Here is a 19649-nt window from a genome sequence, read left to right as displayed (position 1 = left end):
CTTTTCACCTTATTTCCAAAGGAAAATATGGTCTTTCCTTTGGAACACTTAATTTCTGCTGAATTCTATTCAACCAGAAACACATGGGCTCAATTGTTACAATTCCTCCTGGTTTTACTGCCGTTCCTTTCTCTATATTACGGGTCTCTTCTATTGAATTTTTTCAGGAATGTCAGACCTATTTTCTGATAGTGGAATACTTTCAACATTCCCAATGGTGACATCTTGCGTGATCAAATTTGTTTTTCCATTTCGTAAACGAAGTTTAGCTGGCCCTTCAGTACCTGGTTTTATTTTTACCGTTAACACTTTTGCCGCGTGTCCTGACGCATCTGCAGTAACACTGAACGAAGAACTATAGCCATACATGCCCGGCCAAGTGCCGTCTTGATTTCGGAACTGAGCCACTTGCTCTCCGCCAACAAGAAAGATCCCAGCGTTCAATCCACTTACCGTTTGTCCGGGTAAAAGATGGTCTATAGAGACACGAATTTGGAATTCCTCTGCATTTGGCAGAACATCTTGATGTTGAAAAGAATAGGCTGGTTTTGCATCTGATGTTTTTGTGAAACCGTAAGAACCTTCTTTAAATGTGCTAGGATCATACCATTTATAATCAGTAGCAGGAGGTGCCCATGGTTCGGGTTTTGGTTCGGTAGATTGACTCGGTATTTCTATGTTTAAAAAAGGCGATGGTTTGTCTAACGTAATTCCTTGATCCTTGAATGATGGATAGGATTCTTTCACCGATAACCAATTCACTAAATGGGTTAAAATTTTGGAATCATCTTGTTCTTTAAAACCGTCATAAGTCTTTTTCGTTGTCCCTGTTTCTTCATTTAAATATTTTGGCGACGCATCTTCTACTGATGAAGAATCCCCGATAAATGCAGCTTTCCCTTTTCCAACTTTCGAAATGGCTACAAATGGACCTTCTTCAATACCGCCTCTAAAATAAACACCTTGATCTACGGCATAATTCCACTTATCATTTGGTGTTAATTTAGGAAGGTATACTAAACCTTTTGCTTTTTCAGGATCGAGAATAGCTAATGTAGACCCGGCATGGACAGCAAGGGAATGAACCCCTTCTGTAATTCCGAAAGAATCACTTGGATCAACAACCGTTGTAGCATTCACATCACCTATCGCATTATAACGGAAGCGAACTCCGAAATGTTCCGCTAACCAATCAGAACATTGAACATCTTTCATTGCCTCAGATGCAGCTTCCTCTACAGACATTCCTTTCTTAGGATTATCAAATGCACCACGGCGATAGCCATTGAATACTTCTGAAGCGTCCCAGCGGTTTTTGTTTCGATCCGCATTGTAATGATCGGAAATAAAGAAAATGCTTCCGCCATTTTGAACATACTGGATCATGGCATCTTGTTCGGATGTTTTATACGGTATGTTCGCTTCCGGAACGACAAACACATCGAAGTTTTTTAAATCATCATAGGTAATGGGAGTTGTTTTTCGAAGTTCTTGAAAAAATACCCTTCTTTTGCAATCGCATTGGCAAAATCAGAAAATGCTCCATCAATCACCCAATCCGCAGCACCTGCTGTTTGTCCATGAGTGTTATCGAATAATACTTTCTTGCTATTTGGCGCAGTCGGGTATATTTGAGGAGCCGGATCTAATGGTCCCTCGGCTTTAACCTGGTTCAAGCCAGCAATCGGGAAGCCAATTCCAATGAACAGAACTGCAAGAAAAATTTTCAAAAATAACCTTCGTATGTTTTTCATATGCACCCTCCCAAATGATTGGTGAAACGACACAATTTTGTATGATTTGTAGAATAATGGCATCCCTATAATTGATAGTATCGTCCTTTTTTTTTCGTTAACATAGAAAATTATAACTGAATATTGCAAATATTTTGTTAATATATTATGAATAAAAGGTTAAGAATTGGATGAGGATTAACCAAAAAAGAAAGGGATGTTTAAAGGAATATTCGAAAATGAATCGCAAAAAACTAAAGAAGAGCTGCAATAGAGAAAATAACAATATCAAAAGGAAGTCCCATGAGGCGAAAAAAGCCCCCACGAAATTTGACATATTTGTTAATGAAAGCGTTATTTACATTTGGATGTCCTTTCCATTATAATGTTTTTAATAATGAGAGGGACAAAGGAGGGATGCATTGTGGATCGAATGTTTCGTGTACTTGGTTTTTGGACCGCCATCTTTACGATCATGTTTTACTTGGGAGACATGAAAATCACCTCGCTCATTTTCTTGGCTCAGACAGGGTTTTTTTATCTACTAGGATATTTGAAACTATCGGAACGTATGTATATGTATGTCTTTGGGGCTTATTTGACGATTTTCTTTGCAGGCTTCACGTATTGGACGAACTTCATGATGCCATTAGGCGGCGGACAGTAATACACGCACCATACGATCAAGACATGGCTACGCTATCCTAAGCTTTCGACCGGTCTAACATTTAATTCTGCACTCCTTAGATACACACCTTAAAAACAACGAAAAGCTCTCGCTGCCTTTGAGGCAGCAAGAGCTTTCAATCGAAGAAACAACTATTTGGGAATGGTGGCTGTTTTGATTTGTTCATCATTTTGGCGGCGATTACGTGCACTTTCTTTTTGGAGTTTTGCAACTAAATAAACGGCTGTTAAAATCGTTGCGGAAATGAGCCAAAATCCGTACGTATAAGAGTTGGTCCATTGTTTAAACATCCCTAGAATATTAGGCAAGAAGAATCCCCCTAATCCACCAGCCGCACCAACGATTCCTGTCACTAATCCCACTTCTTTCATAAAATACTCGGAAATCGCTTGAAAGACTGCTCCATTGGCTGCGCCTAAAAATAGGAATGTCAAAAGCAATAAAGGAAGCGAAACAGACAGCGGTGGAAGAATACCGACCAAAAAGAGGGCAGCGAAAGCCCCGATGAATAACCAAAAAATCAATGAAAGCCCGCTATACCTGTCTCCTAAATATCCGCCAATCGGCCGAGCGCAACTCCCAGCTAACACGATGAACGTGACAAAATCACCTGCTGTTACTTTATCCACTCCGTATTGATCCAAGAAAAATATAGATAAATAACTAGTCAATCCAACAAATCCACCAAAAGAAAGGCTGTAAAAAAAACTGAATAGCCATGTTTCCTTCCTTTTGAACACGCGTTGATACTCAACGATTTTGGTTGGCCTGACAGCCGTTGGGCAGTCCTTCGCAAACAAACAGAAAATGACCAATACGATGAAAAGCGGGATAAGGGCCAAACCAAAGACTGCATTCCATCCATACGCTTCTGCCAATCTTGGACCAAATAAAGTCGCCAACACCGTACCGCTATTTCCTGCTCCAGCAATGCCCATGGCTAGCCCCCTATATTCCTTTGGATACCATCGGCTTGCTAACGGAAGGGCAACCGCAAAACTTGCGCCGGCAATCCCTAATAAAAAACCTAATGCATAAATTTCATTCAAGCCATCTGCCAGTAACCACCCCCAAAACAAGGGAACCATCGTTAAAATCATTCCGATGATCCCTATTTTCTTTCCTCCCCAACGGTCAGCCAGAAGCCCCATCGGAATACGGAGCAAAGCGCCGCCCAACACGGGTATGGCGACCATCATACCCTTTTCAGCGGAAGTCAACCCCAAGTGTTCTGCTATAAATGTGCCTGTAGACCCTAAGATCACCCAAATCATAAAACTAATGTCAAAGTACAAAAATGACGAAACTAACGTAGGTACATGACCAATTTTAAAAAAATGTTTGACGGTCATTTTCGTTCCCCCTTTGAAAACCTTTTTCCCAACCCGTAAAATGCCACCATTCTTGCCATTAGACCTTTTTATACACTTTTTTCCAAATTTACCATTGGGCGAATCTTGACAGCACAAACTTTAAAACCGGGCATTTTGCAAACAGGATCAAGATCATCCGTTGTAATTTGATTAATATTTTGCTTTCGGCCCCAATGAATAGGCACAAATACTGTATCTTCGCGAATTTTTAAGGAATATTTGCTGCGCGCTACAGCCGAGCCCCTTGCTGATTCTATTTTTACTAAAACATTCGGTTCAATTTTATATTTTTTTGCTGTCTTTGGATGTATTTCAATAAATGATTCCGTATAGCGGGCTGCCAAAGCCGGACTTCTCCGTGTCTGCACCCCCGTTAAATAATGCGGAAGCACTCTTCCGGTTGTTAAATAGAGCGGGTAGTTTTCAGATATGGATTCCTTTGGATATTTGTTTTCGACAGCCATCAGTCTTGCTTTTCCATCCGGATGGGCGAATGCTTGTTCAAACAGTCTTCCCGTTCCTGGATGACCGATGGAAGGACAAGGCCAGTATACTCTTTCTCTCCGGAGGCGGTCATACGTAATTCCGTAATAATCGGCTTTTCCTCCTTTACTCGCCAGCCGCAGCTCTTCAAAAATTTCTTCCGGTGAAGAAAAGGAAAAATAGGTTCCTTTCCCTAAGACTTTGGCTATTTCACAAAGAATTTGCCAATCATGTTTGACTTCATTGGGAAGTTCTTTTTTTGCTGGCCGCCATGTAACTCTCCCTTCAAAATTGGTCATCGTCCCCTCGTCTTCCAAATAGCCAGAAGATGGCAACACTAAATCAGCCAACTGCGCTGTCTCTGATAGAAAGGTGTCTACCACAATAAGACATTGTAAGGATTTCAATGCTTTCTCAACGAATAAGGCGTTGGGATTGGACATGACAGGATTTGAACCCATCACAAATAGTCCCAAAATTTCTTTTTTGGCTATTTTTTGCATCATCTCGAAGGCGGATACCCCTTTTCCCGGCAAATCCTTTTCATCTATTCCCCATACTTTCGCTATATATTTTCGATGTTCAGGATGAACAATCGAACGATATCCGGGAAGTTGATCTGCTTTTTGCCCATGTTCCCGTCCTCCTTGGCCATTTGCTTGTCCGGTAATGGCTCCAAATCCACATCCAAATTTGCCAATTTTTCCAGTCACCAGGACGAGATTAATAAAATTTCTTACAGTCAAATATCCGTTTGTTTGCTGTTCAACTCCTCGAGCGGTAAAAATCATTCCTGTTGGCGCTGTCGCATATTGTCTAGCTGCCAATCGTATCTTTTCTGCCGGAATATCTGTTAACGCCTCGATTTCCTCCAATTGAATATGGTTCATATGGGCTTTCAGTTCTGCAAATCCTTCCGTTTTCTGATCGACAAAAACTTGATCCACATATCCTTCCTCAAAAATGACTTTTAAAAATCCGTTTGCTAATGCTGCATCTGTTCCCGGTTTCACTTTTAGGTGCAAATCGGCCAACTTACTCGTGGCTGTTTCCCTCGGATCAATCACTATGATAAAAGCTCCGTTTTGTTTCGCTTGATGAAAATACGGCCAGATGGTCGGCTGACACTCGGCTATATTGGTTCCCGCCAAAATGATGCAGCTAGTATAGGGGATTTCCGTGATCTTGTTTGTAAGTCCACGATCCATTCCAAACGCATCATTCATGGCGGACGCTGCTGCGGACATGCAAAAGCGGCCGTTGTAATCAATGTATTTTGTCTTTAAGGCCACACGGGCGAATTTACCGAGCAAATAAGCTTCCTCATTGGTCAGTGATCCGCTCCCGTAAACTCCAATAGAGTCACAGCCATTCCCTTTCTGAATATTGAAAAAATTTTCTTTAATGAACTCCAACGCTTCTTTCCAACTGACACGGACAAATTTTCCATCCGCTTTTAAAAGCGGATACTGCAGACGCTCCGGATGGTAAGCATGCTGATGCGCATTTAACCCTTTGATACAAAGACGTCCATTGGAGGTCGAGTTTTGGGTCGGCGCCACTTTATACGTTTTTCTTTCGCCTTCGGTCTTCTCCAAAATCTGCATTGTACATTGAACGCTGCAAAACGGGCACTGTGAATGCAACAAATTGGCTGAAGAATCCTGTTCTTCAAAACGCAAACCATTTCCTAATACTTTCGTCATTGAGACTCACCTAATTCGTCAAACTGTATATATATCGTTCCGTTTTCGATCTCGACTGGAAACGTTTTGACACATCCTTGATCAGGAGCTTGCACAATTCCATCCTTGACGGATATTTTCCAATCATGGTAAGGACAATAGACAATTTCTTCACAAAGTATGCCTTGTGAGAGATCCCCACCTTTATGCGGACAACGATTCTCTATCGCATATACACGGCCATCTGTTGTACGGAACAACGCGATCTTCGTATTTTGAATGGCAACGGTCTTTCCCAGCCTCTCCGGAACATGGCGAACAGATCCTATTTTAATTCGCATATTTTCATCTCCTCCTAATGATTTGCCGGAATTTTGGTCGTTATGTTTCCAAATAATTGACTCTGTATTCCTTTATTCTCCACAATTTCCTTCCACGGATCTGTCGTTGCAGCTAATGCCTCCTCAAGGCGCTGAAGCAGTTGTTTTCGAAAATCAACATCAAAGATCGCTTCACGAATTTTCTCAATCCCTAGACGTTCAACCCATTTAGATGTTCTTTCTAAATAACGAGCGGTCTCACGATAATATTGAAGAATGGCACTTGACATTTCGATCACTTCTTCCTCGGTTTCCACCGTACAAAACAAATCACCCGATCGCAAATGAGTTCCGCCGTTTCCACCTACGTAAATTTCCCAGCCGCCATCAACGCCGACTATGCCGATATCTTTTATACCGGATTCCGCACAATTGCGCGGACAAGCCGACACAGACATTTTTACTTTATGAGGAGTCGAGAGGCGCTCAAGTTTCTTTTCTAATCGGATCCCGAGCTGGATGGAATCTTGAGTTCCAAAACGGCAAAATTGTTTGCCGACACATGTTTTTACTGTGCGGAGCGCTTTTGCATACGCGTATCCAGATGGCATATCCAGCTCTTCCCATATTTTAGGCAGATTTTCTTTTTCAATCCCCAATAAATCAATTCGTTGCCCCCCTGTTAATTTGATCAAGGGAACATTGTATTTTTCCGCCACATACGCTATTTTCCTTAATTGTTCCGCCGTCGTTACACCCCCATAAATTCTCGGAACCACTGAATAAGTACCATCCGCTTGAATGTTCGCATGCAAACGCTCATTTACGAAGCGTGAATCCTTTTCGTCGTTGTGTACGGTTGGATAAAGCATTCCTAAATAATAGTTCAAGGCTGGACGGCATTTGGAGCAGCCTTCTTTATTTTTCCATCCCAATTCATCCATAACTTCCTTAACGCTTCTTAGCTGCTTTCTTTTGATTTCAGCGATCACTTCATCACGGCTTAATGTTGTACATCCACAAACCGTTTCTTTCAACGTGCTTTTCTCGAATTTTTCTCCCAGCGTATATTCTAAAAGTTCTTCTACCAAGCCTTTGCAGCCGCCGCACGAACGAGAAGCATTTGTACAATTCTTTACTTGTTCAACTGTCGTTAAGCCCTGCTCCACAATCGCTTTGCAAATCGTTCTTTTTGACACCCCATTGCAGCCGCAAACAATCTCATCGTCCTTCATAACCGAGGCGGTGTTTTCATTGAGAGCTCCTGATTCAGAAGACCATAGCGATAATTGAAACGTTTCCGGAACCGTCTCCTCTTTTCTAATCCATTCCATCAGTTTTCGGCTTTCATTCGTGTCACCGACTAATATAGCTCCTACTATTCTCTTGTCGCGAATAACTACTTTTTTGTAAATTCCTCGATACTCATCATATATTTTGATTGACTTGGTATTGTCAGAATCGGCAATGATCCCTGCGGAAAATACATCAACTCCTGAAACTTTCAATTGAGTCGATAAGACGGATCCATTGTATCCTTTCCCTTTTTGATGACAAATTGTCTCAGCCAAAACTTTTCCTTGTTCATAAAGAGGCGCCACCAGACCGTAAACAACACCGCGGTGCTCAGCGCATTCTCCTACCGCATAAATATTAGGAATATTGGTTCGCAAGTAATCGTCGACAAGAATGCCGCGGTTGACATGCAAACCGCATTTTTTAGCCAATTCTATATTAGGCTGAATTCCAACTGCCATGACCACCAAATCTGTCTCTAATTCCATTCCATCGCTGAAGCGGATTCCGTTCACCCTCTCCGAACCCATAATTTCAACCGTATTTTTTTCTAAAAGGAAATTCATCCCTTGATCCTCTAATTGCTGCTGCAGAAATCGGGATGCAGCCGGGTCCAACTGGCGATCCATTAGGTGTTTTCCAATATGAACAACATCCACCTTCATCCCTAAATTCAGCAAACCTCTAGCGGCTTCTAATCCAAGCAATCCTCCACCGATCACAACAGCCCTTTTATAGCTTTTCGCACTTTCGATCATCTTTTCACAATCTTGAATATCGCGGAACCCCATCACCCCCTCTTTTTCTGCTCCAGGTATAGGAAGAATAATAGGTTTTGAACCTGTCGCAATAATCAATTGATCATACTCCGTTTCTCTTCCTTTGTCTGTCATGATGATATGCCGATCCGGATCTATCGCTGTGACTTCTTCTCCTGAATTCAAACAAATTTGGTGCTTCTCATACCAATCCCAATCGTTAAGGGTAATATCGTCTAAACTTGTTTTCCCTTGCAGCACGGATGACAATAATATTCGATTATAATTCGGATAAGGTTCCTTTCCAAATATCGTAATATCAAATGCGTTTTCATCAATCTTTAAAATTTCCTCTATACAGCGAACACCGGCCATACCATTTCCGATTAATACCAATTTTTTCTTCATAAAACGCCCCCCAATTTCGACAAGATGACTTTTTCCATGTCCAAAAAAACAAAAACATCGAAGAAGAACGTTCTTCCAAACGATCCATTTTCAACGACAGTTCACCTATATAACATATATTTGTTATATTTATTATAAATAATATTCAGAAAATTATCAATATAGTGTTAAGAAAAATAACACGGAAAAGAATAAGATCTTCTTTTTCATAAATGTATGTAAGATATAATAACACAAAATGAACCAATGGAAGCCATTCAACGGTGTAAGACATCAATCAAAATGGGGCATTTGAAAATCTAAATCGAGTTCTAACATACTGCTGCTGGAACGGCTCCTCTTTTAAAATATTGACACAATAAAAATCTTGATTTATCGTAAAAAGTAACAAAAATCCCCTCCCATTGCGAAAAGAACATCCCACAAAAACCCTTCTCGGACCTGAGAAGGGTTTTTCGCTTTTATTGAATATTTGTTCGTTCAACTGGCATCATAGTAAGTGACTGATGGGATCAAAATCCATTTAAAAAAGGATTCATATCCATTTCGTTTTCGATGGAGGTTTCCGGACCGTGTCCAGGTAATACAACGGTTTCTTCAGGAAGAGTGAGGAGACGTTCATGGATGCTTTTCAAAAGATCTTCATGGTTTCCGCCAGGGAGGTCTGTCCGACCAATACTGCCATTGAACAGCGTATCTCCACAAAAAACAGCTTCCAATTCCTGCGAATAATAAGATAGGCTTCCCGGTGAGTGGCCGGGGGTTTCCAAAAGCTGAAAACGAAAAGATCCAAGCGTCAGTTCTTTTTCCACCGTTAAAATCACATCAGCCGGCTTTACTCGAACGGCTTTATCTCTTAAAAAAAGCTGAGAGCCGTTCAATGTCGGATCCAAAAGCCATTTAGCTTCATTCTCATGGACATATACAGGAATCCGATACGTTTCTCTTACTTGATCAACCGCACCAATATGATCAAAATGAGCATGCGTCAATAATATTGCCAGCGGCTTCAACTCCTGTTGATCAATCCAACGGCACAGCTTATCACCTTCATCGCCGGGATCGAAAATGATACAATCTTTGTCATCGTTCCATAAAATATAGCAATTCGTTTGCAGAGGTCCAAGCGGCATTCTGCTCCATTTCATACGTTTCTCCTCCTTTTCGCTTTTCCATTAGTAATCGTATCACAAATAAAGAGAATCATCCCTGTGACAAAACATTTTATTTCAACTCGACAAAGAGATGAAAACACTATAAAATGATGGTAAAATACAATTTGCTTCCTGGTTTTGAAAGATATACCATATATAAACAGGAAAGGAGATTCAATCATGGGTCTGGTCATTATCTTCTCTCTTATTACCTTGCTTGCGTTATTCGGAACTGTGAGCGCTCTCAAAAACAAAAACATTCTGGGAATTGTGTTTGGGCTGGCGACTTTAGGCGTATTTGGCTGGTTTACGGTTATGACGGTTCTTCACAGCGGTTATCCCGGGGTATAAAAGTGGACCTCGCTGTTGTTAAGCGAGGTTTTTTGTTCTTTTTCTTTTTTTACTTTCTCCGGTTGCAAGCGACAGATAAACCAAACGCCTGTTCAAAATGATGCAATCGATGCACTGTCCCGTAATCTCCTATTATCCGAGCAGTGCACACAACAATATTCCTGATACGTCTCGATAAATTTCCTTCCATTGCGAAAGAGGCAACGGGTTCAAGCCTTTACCCAGTTCGATCGTAAATCCTGATTTTCCAAATTCTTGAATAAACCAATCTTTAAATCCGGCATGACTATCCACGTACCTCACCGACTTATAGCCGCTCATTCTGGAAAACCATTTGGCCAAAACTTCTGCTTCTTTCGGTTCTTTTCCTTCATACCCCCAATAAATCTCTTTGCCTTGAGTATGCAAAGCAATCACTCTGTCAAACTTTTCATTTTTCGCCAGTTCAGCCATCGCTGCAGCTTCCGGTTCTGTTAATGGCTGTTTTCCGGGATAGTCCCGCGGCGCAGGAGATTTTGGCTTTTTGCGTTTTTTTTCAATCTCCCAATTTGCCGGAAACTGATTGTTCAAATCCACCCCTTGAATATTCGCTTTCCATTTCGAAAATTCCTTGCTCCCCCCATTCCATTTCATCAATTGTTCACGCTTGGATTCCGGAGGCCCATTTAATACTAAATCGACGCCATCCGGGTTCACCATCGGTACAACGGACAATGTAATATGCGGGTAGAGAGAGTAAGCTTGAATTCCGTGGAAAAAACAGTGGTTGGTCAAAGACAGCAAGAAATGTTTGAAAAAAGTGATCAACACAACCGTTGTGATCCATTCATTCGCGTGAAAAGAACCGTTCATATGAATTTTTTTATTTCCTTTTCCAATCTTTAGTTCCCATATCGGTTTTTGATCCACGCTTTCTCCGATTTTTTGAACACGAACAAACGGATAAATAGCCGCAATCCTGTTGATTTCCTCTTCTAATCGTTTGGAGTCATACGGTTGATCCAAGGATGTTTCCAAGTTTAGCACTCGTTTCGGCAAGAAAATTTCATTTCCCGGAAGTAAATGCTGGGGGTCCATGTCGGGGTTGACTGTTTGCAAAGCAGTAGGAGACAAACATCTTTCGATTGCCATTTTCCAAAATGTATCTCCTTTTTTCATACGATAACGTTTTGCCACAAACCCCGGAATCTTTACTTTTTCCCCGATTTTCAAGCATTGAGGGTCCATACCGGGATTGGAATCAGCGATCAGCTGCTCAGGAATGCTGAATAATCGGCTGTAGCGGAAAAACGTATCCCCTTTTCGCACCGTTATATCCATAATGGCATTCTCCCTTCGAATCGCCTCTTATCACATGTATGAACCGCTTCATTTGGTTATGCCGGAAAGAAAAAAGATCGGCTTTTGGGGCTAACGGCTGTTCTTTGTCGGGAAAAAATCATCTTTTTTATAAATACGTGTGCAAATTTCAAGACATCGAATGAAAGAAGAAGGATATGGCAGAAATTTGTTGAAAAGGTCAAACAGAGATTTGATGGAAAATGAAAAAACTACTGAACTGTATAACCAATCGTATGGCTCATGTTTTCAATCGGACCAATTTTGATTTCTATTTGTCCTTATAAAAACGCAGCAAATCGCCATAAATAATCCGATCGGAATAACTTAACTCCGTTTGTGCTGTTTTGCTGAATCGACTACAAACTTGGCGGTCCAATAATTTGCCGCTTTCTTGCTCGTAGCATTGATTTCGAGTATAGACATAATGATCGGTCACCAAGCTCCCATCCCTAAAAGCAACGAAATCCGGGTGATCGCGCGACAAAAGATCATGACCGAATTGAATGTCGTGTTTTGTTTCGATCCCAAGCAAATGTAAAATGGTCGGGCGCAAATCGATTTGACCCGCCACTTCATGAATGGTCATTCCTTTTTTCATTCCTGGGATATGGATAATGCATGGCACTTTTTGCAGTTTAACCGCTTCTAATGGAGTAATTTTCCTCCCTAAATATTGGCTCATCGCCTCATTGTGGTTTTGAGAAATTCCGTAGTGGTCCCCATACAGAACAATGATCGAACGATCGTACAAACCGTTCTTTTTCAATTTTTCCAAAAAACGTTCCACCGCTTCATCCGTATATCGAGCCGTAACAAAATAGCGGTTGACGGTCCCATCATTAGATGTGAATTCACTAATCTTCTGATCTTCAGGACTGTAATAAAACGGATGGTGGTTCGTTAACGTAATCAACTTTGCATAAAAAGGGTTGGGTAATTCTTCCAAAAACTTCGCGGACTGATCAAAAAAAGGAATGTCTTTCAACCCCCAATTGATGACATTTTCCGGCGTTATATGGTAATCGTCGGCACTGTAAAAACGATCATATCCAAGCGCCGGATACATGATATCCCGATTCCAGAAAGATTTGTTATTGGCATGCATGGCAGCTGTATAATATCCTGAATTTTTCAACTTTTTAGCCATTGAGTAGTATGTATTCCCTGAATTCGTAAAGAAGACAGCTCCTCTGCCTAAAGGGTACAATGAATTTTCCAGCAAAAATTCAGAATCGGATGTTTTCCCTTGACCCGTTTGATGATAAAAGTTGTCAAAATACAGACTATTTTTGATCAAGCGATTTAAAAACGGAGTAATCTCCTGTCCATTGACTTTATGGTTTATGACAAAGTTTTGCATCGATTCCATGGAAATGACGATGACGTTTTTTCCTTGTGCAATGCCGAACCATTTGTCACTTGGTTTGGCATCATTCGCATGGATATAATTTTCAATATCAGACAATTCACTGCTGTCTGCTAAAGCGCGTTGGGCAGAAGATTTTGACTGAAGCAAAATATCATAAATGTCGTAATAGTAAATTCCGATGTTTTTTACAAGCGCTTCTCGATCAAATGTTCTCGTCAACAGCTGCGGCCTTTCCGTCTCTGCCAAGCCTAAATTTAGACACAACAGAGACGCCGCTACATAAAAATAGGCACGGCGCGAGATAGTAGAAAACGGTTGAAAAGAGATAAAGGAAGGCTTCCTTTTTACGATGAGAAACAGCAAAAGAACGTCTGTAAAAAAGAAGAAGTCGTACCATTGAAATTCTTCCCATGCGCTATTGCCTAAATCTCCAAAATTATTGGTTTGAAATAACAACGGCAATGTAAGGTAATCGTTAAAAAAGCGATAAAAGACAACGTTTGCATATAAGAGCAAAGACAAAATCAAACTGATCGCCACGACATAAGTCATTTGATTTTCGGCTTTTTTCCATAATTGCCCCAACCCTAAAACAAACAAAAGAAAGCTAAGGGGATTCATCCATAAAATCCAGTTTTGCAGAGTATTTTCTGTATCAATATGAAAATTTGCCAGATAAACGATAAACGTCTTTATCCATAAGAGCAAAACGGCCGCCCATGTCAGCGGAAGCTTCCTTCCGACCAGCCATTTCATGTTCTTCACCCCTTGCTTGATCAAAAGCCAAAAATGCGATACAACTCTACCAACAGCGGAAAATCCCTCAACAGATAGAGCAAGATATTCAAGTTTTCTTCAAAATGATTTTTCCATCCGCTGACCGGAAAGACCGTTTCACAGTGCCTATTGTTCACGGCTGAATTCTTTCTTCACAAGCCAGCCTGCCCCGATTACACCCGCGCTATTCCCAAGTGATGCACGTTCAATCTTTGTGGATTCGCCGACAGGCGGGAATGCATACTGTTTAAAATATTTTCGGACAGGGTCCAAAAGAGTGCTTCCGGCATTGGATACGCCACCGCCTACCACAATATAGTCCGGATTTAAACTATTGCCTATATTGGCAAGTGCAAAGCCCAAATAGAAGGCAACTCGATCCACGATACGTTTTGCCAAATCATCGCCGCCATCAGCCGCTTCAAATACATCTTTTGCACTTATATCTTGATTGGCATTGAATTTTTCTTTTAAAATGGAACCGCTCTCCGCCCGCTCCAGCTCCACTTTGGCTAATCGAACGATGCCTGTCGCTGAAGCCACGGTTTCCAAGCATCCTTTTTTTCCGCAATTGCATGAAAATCCGTCTTCGATTTCCACGACGATATGGCCAATTTCTCCGGCGGCGCCTTTTGCTCCCCGAACAATATCTCCATTGGCAATGACTCCACCGCCAACCCCTGTGCCTAGAGTGACACAAACAAGATTTGCAGCCCCGTTGCCTGCTCCTTTCCACATTTCCCCCAGAGCAGCACAGTTGGCATCATTTTCAACCACAACAGGCAAACCCGTTTCTTTTTCCAATTCTTGTTTTAGCGGATAATCGTCTTCCCAACCCAGGTTGACGGTTTTATAAATTCGTCCGGTAGAATAATCAATCGGACCGGGTGCGCCGAGTCCAATCCCTAAGAGCCTGTCTTTCGTTTCCTGTTTAGCCTGAAGTGTTTCAAAAATCGATTTCGCGATATCCGGAACAATGTTTCGACCTTTAGACGATCGATCCGTTGGGATTGACCAATGATCTAAAATCTCCCCATCCATATTCAAAAAAGCCAGTTTAACCGATGTTCCTCCTAAGTCAACGGCTGCAATCCATTTTTCTTTCGCCATCATCCGCCTAAACCCTCTCTTTTCTCTTTTTCTTTTTGAATTTCATGACGAAGCAGCAAAATGGCGGATTGAAAGTCTTTTGTATCCACTAGCTGCGATTTATACAGTTCCTTTAACTCCATTTCCATCAATTCCAAATCCGCCAGTCTGTCCCCGATATATATAATGGTACCAAATTGTTTTAAAAGCTGTTGAACATCATAAATCGTTTTCAAAATTCCCCACCAGCTTTCCTTACGACAACTTTATTCCAAGAATAGTATAGGGGACGATTCCAAAAAGAACAAGAAAAACCGTACAGGGACGACTGTAACCGAAGGAAAACATTAGTATCAGTTTTTCCCAAATTTCCATCTGCCATGTACAAATCATACCCTCCACGACCTAAATAATGATTGGAACAACCGTTGTTTATGTGCGAGACTCGTAAAAATGAAAAGAGAGACATAAAAAAGAAGAATGATCATACATTGTAATGGACAAACAAGAAAGAAGGTATCCGAAGTGATAAAAAAAGGGACATATCTGGGATTGGCCGCCATCCTATGTTCTGCCATTATTTTTTTTATTATTCGCAACATGAATCAAACAGAAGAAAGCATTATGTATTTTCCTCTCCATCCCACTGCAGATTTTCCTTCTGCCTATACGAAGCTTCAATTCAAAACAGGACATGTTAATCAAGCTTACAAAGTTTCCTGGGAAATTCAGTCCTCTCTTTCCCAAAAGGCCTATTTGCGTCAAGATATCAGCCTATTATTTGTTAACGGACGCTTGCGAGGAACTTTAAACAAATGGAAAGAACAAACGCAAAAAATCACGGTCCGCGATGATTACATCGGAAACGGATCCGCTTTCCTACAAGCTATTTCTTTTCACTATGCTGAACTGCATCAGAACCAGAGTGAGATCAAAAGCGCCCAAGAAATGTCTTCGGATCAATTGTTTGTCATTGATTCCGCCGAAACCCCGTTACTTTCTTTTCGGACGCCTGGAAACCCAATCGAAATCAAATGGTCCAAAACTTTAACCGAACATACCAATAAACAATTGGAGAAGATCGCCTCCAGAGCCTATCAAAAATACCATCTACAGCCGAATGCTTTTATCCAAATTCCGTTAACGGACTTAGCCGCCTACGGTCATATGAAACTTCCTAACTTGTCTTTGCCTCAATCGAAGACGATTATCGGCCGTTTATGGGAAGGGCTTTACAAAAATTATTTTCTTGGAATAAAAAAAGAAAATGGCACTATCGAGGATCCTATCGATAGCACCATTCCGCTTATTCTTCTCTCTAAAACAGGAAATGTCCTTTACGTCGTTTTTGAAACGAAAGACGGAGAGATCGTCGCATTAAAACAAATCATCCCTTAATCTTTTATAGTTCCTTTGCCTATCGCTGATATGGGTTTAACCGGCATGATAAACCAAATTTAAGCTATCCGAAAAAATCCGCCATGATATCCTGCCCATAAAAGAAAAACGGTCAGCAGGAAAGAAAGGAGGAAAAACGTCGCCTGAAGGCTCCAGTTGCGTTGACTCGGAACATAGGAAACACCGGCAGCTAAAAATCCGCCGATTAATCCGCCGATATGTCCCGAATTATCTATTCCGGGCACAGTAAACCCGAAAATTAAATTGATGATTATGACCACAATCACGTTCATCCCTATTGTCCGAAAAAACAAACTACGATTTACAAATCCGAAAAATAAAAGAGCGCCGAAACAACCAAATATAGCACCGCTCGCCCCTGCGGACAGATTGGGAGTAAAGACAAAACTGGCAACCGAACCGAGAAAACCGGAAAACAAATAAATCCATAAAAACCGCCATCTTCCGAATATTTTCTCGACCATTGTTCCAAGATAATACAATGCCATCGTATTCATCAGCAAATGCAGAACGCCGATATGAAGAAAAATCGGGGTAAAAAAGCGCCACCACTCCCCATCGAGAATAAGCGGGTTGAACTTAGCGCCAAATCGAATCAACGTATCCGTATTCGTACTCCCGCCGTTTATCTCCAGCAAGAGAAACACGGCGACTTGAACAGCGATAAAAAGGTAGGTGAAAAAAGGGTTGCCATACTCAAGTAAATTTCGATCCTTTTCTTCTTTTTGAACAGCTCCAGTCAAAACAAGCTGTTCAAGGGATCGAACTTCGCTTTCCTCATAAGCATCACGAAAATGCCAGTGTCGAGCTCCATTTTGAAACAGCGTATTCAACTGATCAAATGCTTCTTCTTCAAGACCTTGAGCGAACAATATTGGGGTGACGTTTGTTTGAGAAGTCTCGAGCGGAGTATAAGGTGCTTTCAGCAAATGTTCATAATCATCGACCGGTGGGTATTTGGATACATACATACTGACAACATTGAGCCTTCTTCTCATGAAACGCTTGCGGATCTTCTCCCCGTTTGCTGCCGTCAGCTGAATGTCCCTTTGCAGCCAATTGCTCCAGTCAAGTTCATGGCGAAGCAACCGGACAACTGGAGCTCGTTTTATTGCCGTATTTTCCAACCACATCTCCCGGCGGTCATCGGATATTACCATGAGCCGATAATCTTGTTCCATCAACAAAAAATAAGCAAGGCGCCAAAAAATATAGTCTTCGCGAAAACTCATGAAATCACATTCCTTTGAGCCACTGCGCAAAAAGAGCGCATCTATTATGACTCTACTATAGCGAAGTCACAATCCAATTGTAAAGAATTTTGAAGGATCCATTTTCCATTCATTTATAACTCGTAACAGGAGTCAGTACACGCATGATTCTGTTTTGGACGCCTGGAATGCGCATGAATAGTTGGACGGCAACCCTTCTAAGAATCATGCTTCCCAGCGCAAGATTGACCAGCCGATAACGGTAGCGGTATATAACAACGGCCAGTACTCCGAAGCCGATCCATTTTGTCCAGTTTGTTCTCATATTCATCCCTCCTAGGATTAATTTGCGATACATTGGTCGCAATTATTCCGATTGAAGGAATGATTTCCTCATATAAAGAAAAACAGATTGGCCGGCGCCATTTCGTGAGATTATGAATGGAGCAAATTTCAAAAGCCGGTAACTACTTTAATTCAGCACGCTCATTCAAGATTTCTAGGGATAAAATCTCTTAGTGGCAAAGACAAAAAGGAATCATTTAGATCATCATCCATGCCAACAAGCCGCCTAATAAGCTTGAAAGAAAGTTGACGGTTTCATTGTTAAACACAGGATGCCCTTTCTTAAGGATGGTGTTCTTCCCGCAATGAAAACGTTTTTCAGTATGAATCCCGCAATTCGGACATTCATATTCGCTCTGGAAATAAGCACCCAAAAACGTATCGATTACATTTCCGAAAAAGCCTGCTGCGGCGAAACCGATCACGCTTAAAAGGGAGGGCAAATATAGTAAGTATGCAATGACAGCAATCCACGCCGCGCCACCGACAGCCCCCGCTGTTCCCACTAAAGACACCGCACCAGACACACCTTTTTCGACTTGTTTCCATGTTTTTACGGAAATCGGTTTCTTTTTACCGACAATCCCGATTTCTGAAGCCCATGTATCAGCATTGGCCGCAGCAATGGCAGCGATAAAGGCCCAAAGCCATTGTATGTCTCTTTCGAAATGGTAAATGATTAGAAAAAGGACAGCCGGTCCCCCGTTAGCCAATACTTGCTGCCAATCTCGCCTGGATCCTTTCGCTAAACGTTCTTCCGATGGCTCTTTCACTTTCGATTTCCACTTAGACAAGAGGCTTGAAGAGAAAAAGAACGCACCCAGCACGACGAGCCCTTTCCAATCGGCAGCCCAATAAATCGTCAAACCCGTAATAATGGCCGCGATACCACCTGAAACAGATAAGGCATTTCCATAAACGCCCGCCAAACTAACGAGAACAATCACAGTCATCACGAAACAATCAAATGCTGTCACATTCAATGATCCTTTCTTCCGTGATGATTTTTTGAACAGGAATGTCATGAGATTCCACAGGCAGCTGCGAAACGATTTGACTAGAGAAGGCCAGCGACGCCGTTTGCTTTTTATATAGTTTTAAAAATCGATCATAGTAGCCGCCGCCGAAGCCTAATCGATAGCCATTATTCATAAAAGCAAGGCCCGGTACAAGGAGAAGATCGATATCTGCCGGATCCATTTTTTCCGTTCGTTCCGGAATCGGTTCAAATAACCCGTAATAAACAGTTTCCAACTCCAGAAAAGAAGTTAATGTATGAAACTGGAGCCTTTTTTCATCGGGAAGACATTTAGGAACGGCCACTGTCTTTTTTTGATTCCATGCTTCACGGATCACCTGCCATGTATCCACTTCCGGAGCGATGGAAACCGTTACACCGACGACAGCAGCCTCCTGCCACTCTTTTGTTGAAAACAATGACTTAGAAATACGATAAGAATATTGCTCATATTCTTGTTTAGAAAGAGATGACAACGTATTTTTCATCTTCTTTCTCCATTCCTTCTTGTCCAAAACATCCTCCTCCTTTTAACCGCCTTCGTTCTTCTAATACCTGTCTCTATTAATTATATTAAAAAAACGGAAACAGCCGCAGTCGACATGCACAAAAAAAACAGCAGGGAACAGCCTGCTGTTTACTTTGTTTCGCGGTGCAAAGTAACGCGTTTTTCTCTTGGGCAATATTTTTTAAGCTCAAGACGATCAGCATTGTTACGCTTATTTTTCGTAGAAATATAATTACGATCACCGCATTCCGTGCATGCTAAAGTGATGTTTACGCGCATTTTTTTCCCTCCAAACCTCAAAGCAAGTCTCGTTTTCCATACGA

General features: G+C 41.5%; 17 protein-coding genes and 1 pseudogene. 3 read left to right on the top strand and 15 right to left on the bottom strand.

What is annotated here, in order from left to right:
• Positions 1-4 precede the first annotated feature (4 nt).
• Positions 5-1754: pseudogene (locus tag N1I87_RS17990) on the bottom strand (hypothetical protein).
• 403 nt (positions 1755-2157) lie between these two features.
• On the opposite strand from N1I87_RS17990, the gene N1I87_RS06090 reads away from it, so the two are divergent.
• Positions 2158-2400, top strand: coding sequence for a DUF2626 domain-containing protein (locus N1I87_RS06090; protein WP_327796981.1), 243 nt, complete (start codon positions 2158-2160; stop codon positions 2398-2400).
• Between the two features lie 152 nt (positions 2401-2552).
• On the opposite strand, the gene N1I87_RS06085 is transcribed toward N1I87_RS06090, so the two are convergent.
• From N1I87_RS06085 to N1I87_RS06065, 5 genes are all read right to left on the bottom strand, one after another.
• Positions 2553-3773, bottom strand: coding sequence for a nitrate/nitrite transporter (locus tag N1I87_RS06085; protein WP_003355337.1), 1221 nt, complete (start codon positions 3771-3773; stop codon positions 2553-2555).
• A gap of 68 nt (positions 3774-3841) precedes the next feature.
• The gene (gene nasC / locus N1I87_RS06080) at positions 3842-5983 is read right to left on the bottom strand and encodes an assimilatory nitrate reductase catalytic subunit NasC (protein WP_003355338.1); all 2142 of its coding nucleotides are present in this window, start codon (positions 5981-5983) and stop codon (positions 3842-3844) included.
• Entirely contained in the window at positions 5980-6303 is a 324-nt protein-coding gene (nirD, locus tag N1I87_RS06075; RefSeq protein WP_340395967.1) for a nitrite reductase small subunit NirD, read from the bottom strand. The genes nasC and nirD overlap by 4 nt, the downstream gene beginning before the upstream one ends.
• A gap of 14 nt (positions 6304-6317) precedes the next feature.
• Positions 6318-8744, bottom strand: coding sequence for a nitrite reductase large subunit NirB (gene nirB / locus N1I87_RS06070; protein WP_341101025.1), 2427 nt, complete (start codon positions 8742-8744; stop codon positions 6318-6320).
• A gap of 512 nt (positions 8745-9256) precedes the next feature.
• Positions 9257-9892, bottom strand: a complete 636-nt coding sequence (locus N1I87_RS06065; RefSeq protein WP_341101023.1) for an MBL fold metallo-hydrolase — start codon at positions 9890-9892, stop codon at positions 9257-9259.
• Positions 9893-10078: 186 nt separating this feature from the next.
• Between N1I87_RS06065 and N1I87_RS06060 the strand changes: the two genes are divergently transcribed.
• The gene (locus N1I87_RS06060) at positions 10079-10249 is read left to right on the top strand and encodes a DUF2759 domain-containing protein (protein ID WP_048623684.1); all 171 of its coding nucleotides are present in this window, start codon (positions 10079-10081) and stop codon (positions 10247-10249) included.
• A gap of 132 nt (positions 10250-10381) precedes the next feature.
• Here the strand turns inward: N1I87_RS06060 and N1I87_RS06055 are convergent, their stop codons facing one another.
• From N1I87_RS06055 to N1I87_RS06040, 4 genes are all read right to left on the bottom strand, one after another.
• Positions 10382-11569, bottom strand: a complete 1188-nt coding sequence (locus tag N1I87_RS06055) for a M14 family metallopeptidase (RefSeq protein WP_003355343.1) — start codon at positions 11567-11569, stop codon at positions 10382-10384.
• Positions 11570-11858: 289 nt separating this feature from the next.
• Positions 11859-13715: an LTA synthase family protein gene (locus N1I87_RS06050; protein ID WP_341101021.1), complete on the bottom strand. Its 1857-nt coding sequence runs from the start codon at positions 13713-13715 to the stop codon at positions 11859-11861.
• Positions 13716-13862: 147 nt separating this feature from the next.
• The gene (locus tag N1I87_RS06045; RefSeq protein ID WP_341101019.1) at positions 13863-14849 is read right to left on the bottom strand and encodes an ROK family glucokinase; all 987 of its coding nucleotides are present in this window, start codon (positions 14847-14849) and stop codon (positions 13863-13865) included.
• Positions 14846-15061, bottom strand: a complete 216-nt coding sequence (locus N1I87_RS06040; protein WP_048623687.1) for a YqgQ family protein — start codon at positions 15059-15061, stop codon at positions 14846-14848. Before N1I87_RS06040 ends, N1I87_RS06045 begins: the two co-directional genes overlap by 4 nt.
• A 289-nt stretch (positions 15062-15350) precedes the next feature.
• Between N1I87_RS06040 and N1I87_RS06035 the strand changes: the two genes are divergently transcribed.
• Complete coding sequence (locus N1I87_RS06035; RefSeq protein ID WP_341101018.1) at positions 15351-16223, top strand: hypothetical protein; 873 nt, start codon at positions 15351-15353, stop codon at positions 16221-16223.
• A gap of 59 nt (positions 16224-16282) precedes the next feature.
• On the opposite strand, the gene N1I87_RS06030 is transcribed toward N1I87_RS06035, so the two are convergent.
• From N1I87_RS06030 to rpmG, 5 genes are all read right to left on the bottom strand, one after another.
• Positions 16283-17476, bottom strand: coding sequence for a rhomboid family intramembrane serine protease (locus N1I87_RS06030; protein WP_341101016.1), 1194 nt, complete (start codon positions 17474-17476; stop codon positions 16283-16285).
• A gap of 109 nt (positions 17477-17585) precedes the next feature.
• Positions 17586-17780 carry a hypothetical protein gene (locus N1I87_RS06025; protein ID WP_003355350.1) on the bottom strand — a complete coding sequence of 65 codons (195 nt, stop codon included), beginning with the start codon at positions 17778-17780 and terminating at the stop codon, positions 17586-17588.
• 217 nt (positions 17781-17997) lie between these two features.
• Positions 17998-18777: a DUF92 domain-containing protein gene (locus N1I87_RS06020; protein ID WP_327823990.1), complete on the bottom strand. Its 780-nt coding sequence runs from the start codon at positions 18775-18777 to the stop codon at positions 17998-18000.
• Complete coding sequence (locus N1I87_RS06015; protein WP_082142316.1) at positions 18764-19333, bottom strand: 5-formyltetrahydrofolate cyclo-ligase; 570 nt, start codon at positions 19331-19333, stop codon at positions 18764-18766. Before N1I87_RS06015 ends, N1I87_RS06020 begins: the two co-directional genes overlap by 14 nt.
• Positions 19334-19455: 122 nt before the next feature.
• Positions 19456-19605: a 50S ribosomal protein L33 gene (rpmG, locus tag N1I87_RS06010; protein ID WP_003355353.1), complete on the bottom strand. Its 150-nt coding sequence runs from the start codon at positions 19603-19605 to the stop codon at positions 19456-19458.
• Positions 19606-19649: the final 44 nt, after the last annotated feature.

The organism is Bacillus sp. FSL W8-0102 (genome assembly GCF_038007225.1).
Taxonomy (GTDB): Bacteria; Bacillota; Bacilli; order Bacillales; family DSM-4216; genus Bacillus_O; species Bacillus_O smithii.
The sequence above is the reverse complement of the archived record's forward strand: the minus strand, read 5'-3'. Positions and strand labels throughout refer to the sequence as shown.

Bases quoted from the DNA above. Each gene is read 5' to 3' on its own strand.
- rpmG (WP_003355353.1), bottom strand. From the start codon at position 19,605: ATGCGCGTAAACATCACTTTAGCATGCACGGAATGCGGTGATCGTAAT.
- N1I87_RS06025 (WP_003355350.1), bottom strand. From the start codon at position 17,780: ATGAGAACAAACTGGACAAAATGGATCGGCTTCGGAGTACTGGCCGTT.
- N1I87_RS06065 (WP_341101023.1), bottom strand. From the start codon at position 9,892: ATGAAATGGAGCAGAATGCCGCTTGGACCTCTGCAAACGAATTGCTAT.
- N1I87_RS06030 (WP_341101016.1), bottom strand. From the start codon at position 17,476: ATGAGTTTTCGCGAAGACTATATTTTTTGGCGCCTTGCTTATTTTTTG.
- N1I87_RS06045 (WP_341101019.1), bottom strand. From the start codon at position 14,849: ATGATGGCGAAAGAAAAATGGATTGCAGCCGTTGACTTAGGAGGAACA.
- N1I87_RS06085 (WP_003355337.1), bottom strand. From the start codon at position 3,773: ATGACCGTCAAACATTTTTTTAAAATTGGTCATGTACCTACGTTAGTT.
- N1I87_RS06060 (WP_048623684.1), top strand. From the start codon at position 10,079: ATGGGTCTGGTCATTATCTTCTCTCTTATTACCTTGCTTGCGTTATTC.
- N1I87_RS06055 (WP_003355343.1), bottom strand. From the start codon at position 11,569: ATGGATATAACGGTGCGAAAAGGGGATACGTTTTTCCGCTACAGCCGA.
- N1I87_RS06050 (WP_341101021.1), bottom strand. From the start codon at position 13,715: ATGAAATGGCTGGTCGGAAGGAAGCTTCCGCTGACATGGGCGGCCGTT.
- nirB (WP_341101025.1), bottom strand. From the start codon at position 8,744: ATGAAGAAAAAATTGGTATTAATCGGAAATGGTATGGCCGGTGTTCGC.
- nasC (WP_003355338.1), bottom strand. From the start codon at position 5,983: ATGACGAAAGTATTAGGAAATGGTTTGCGTTTTGAAGAACAGGATTCT.
- nirD (WP_340395967.1), bottom strand. From the start codon at position 6,303: ATGCGAATTAAAATAGGATCTGTTCGCCATGTTCCGGAGAGGCTGGGA.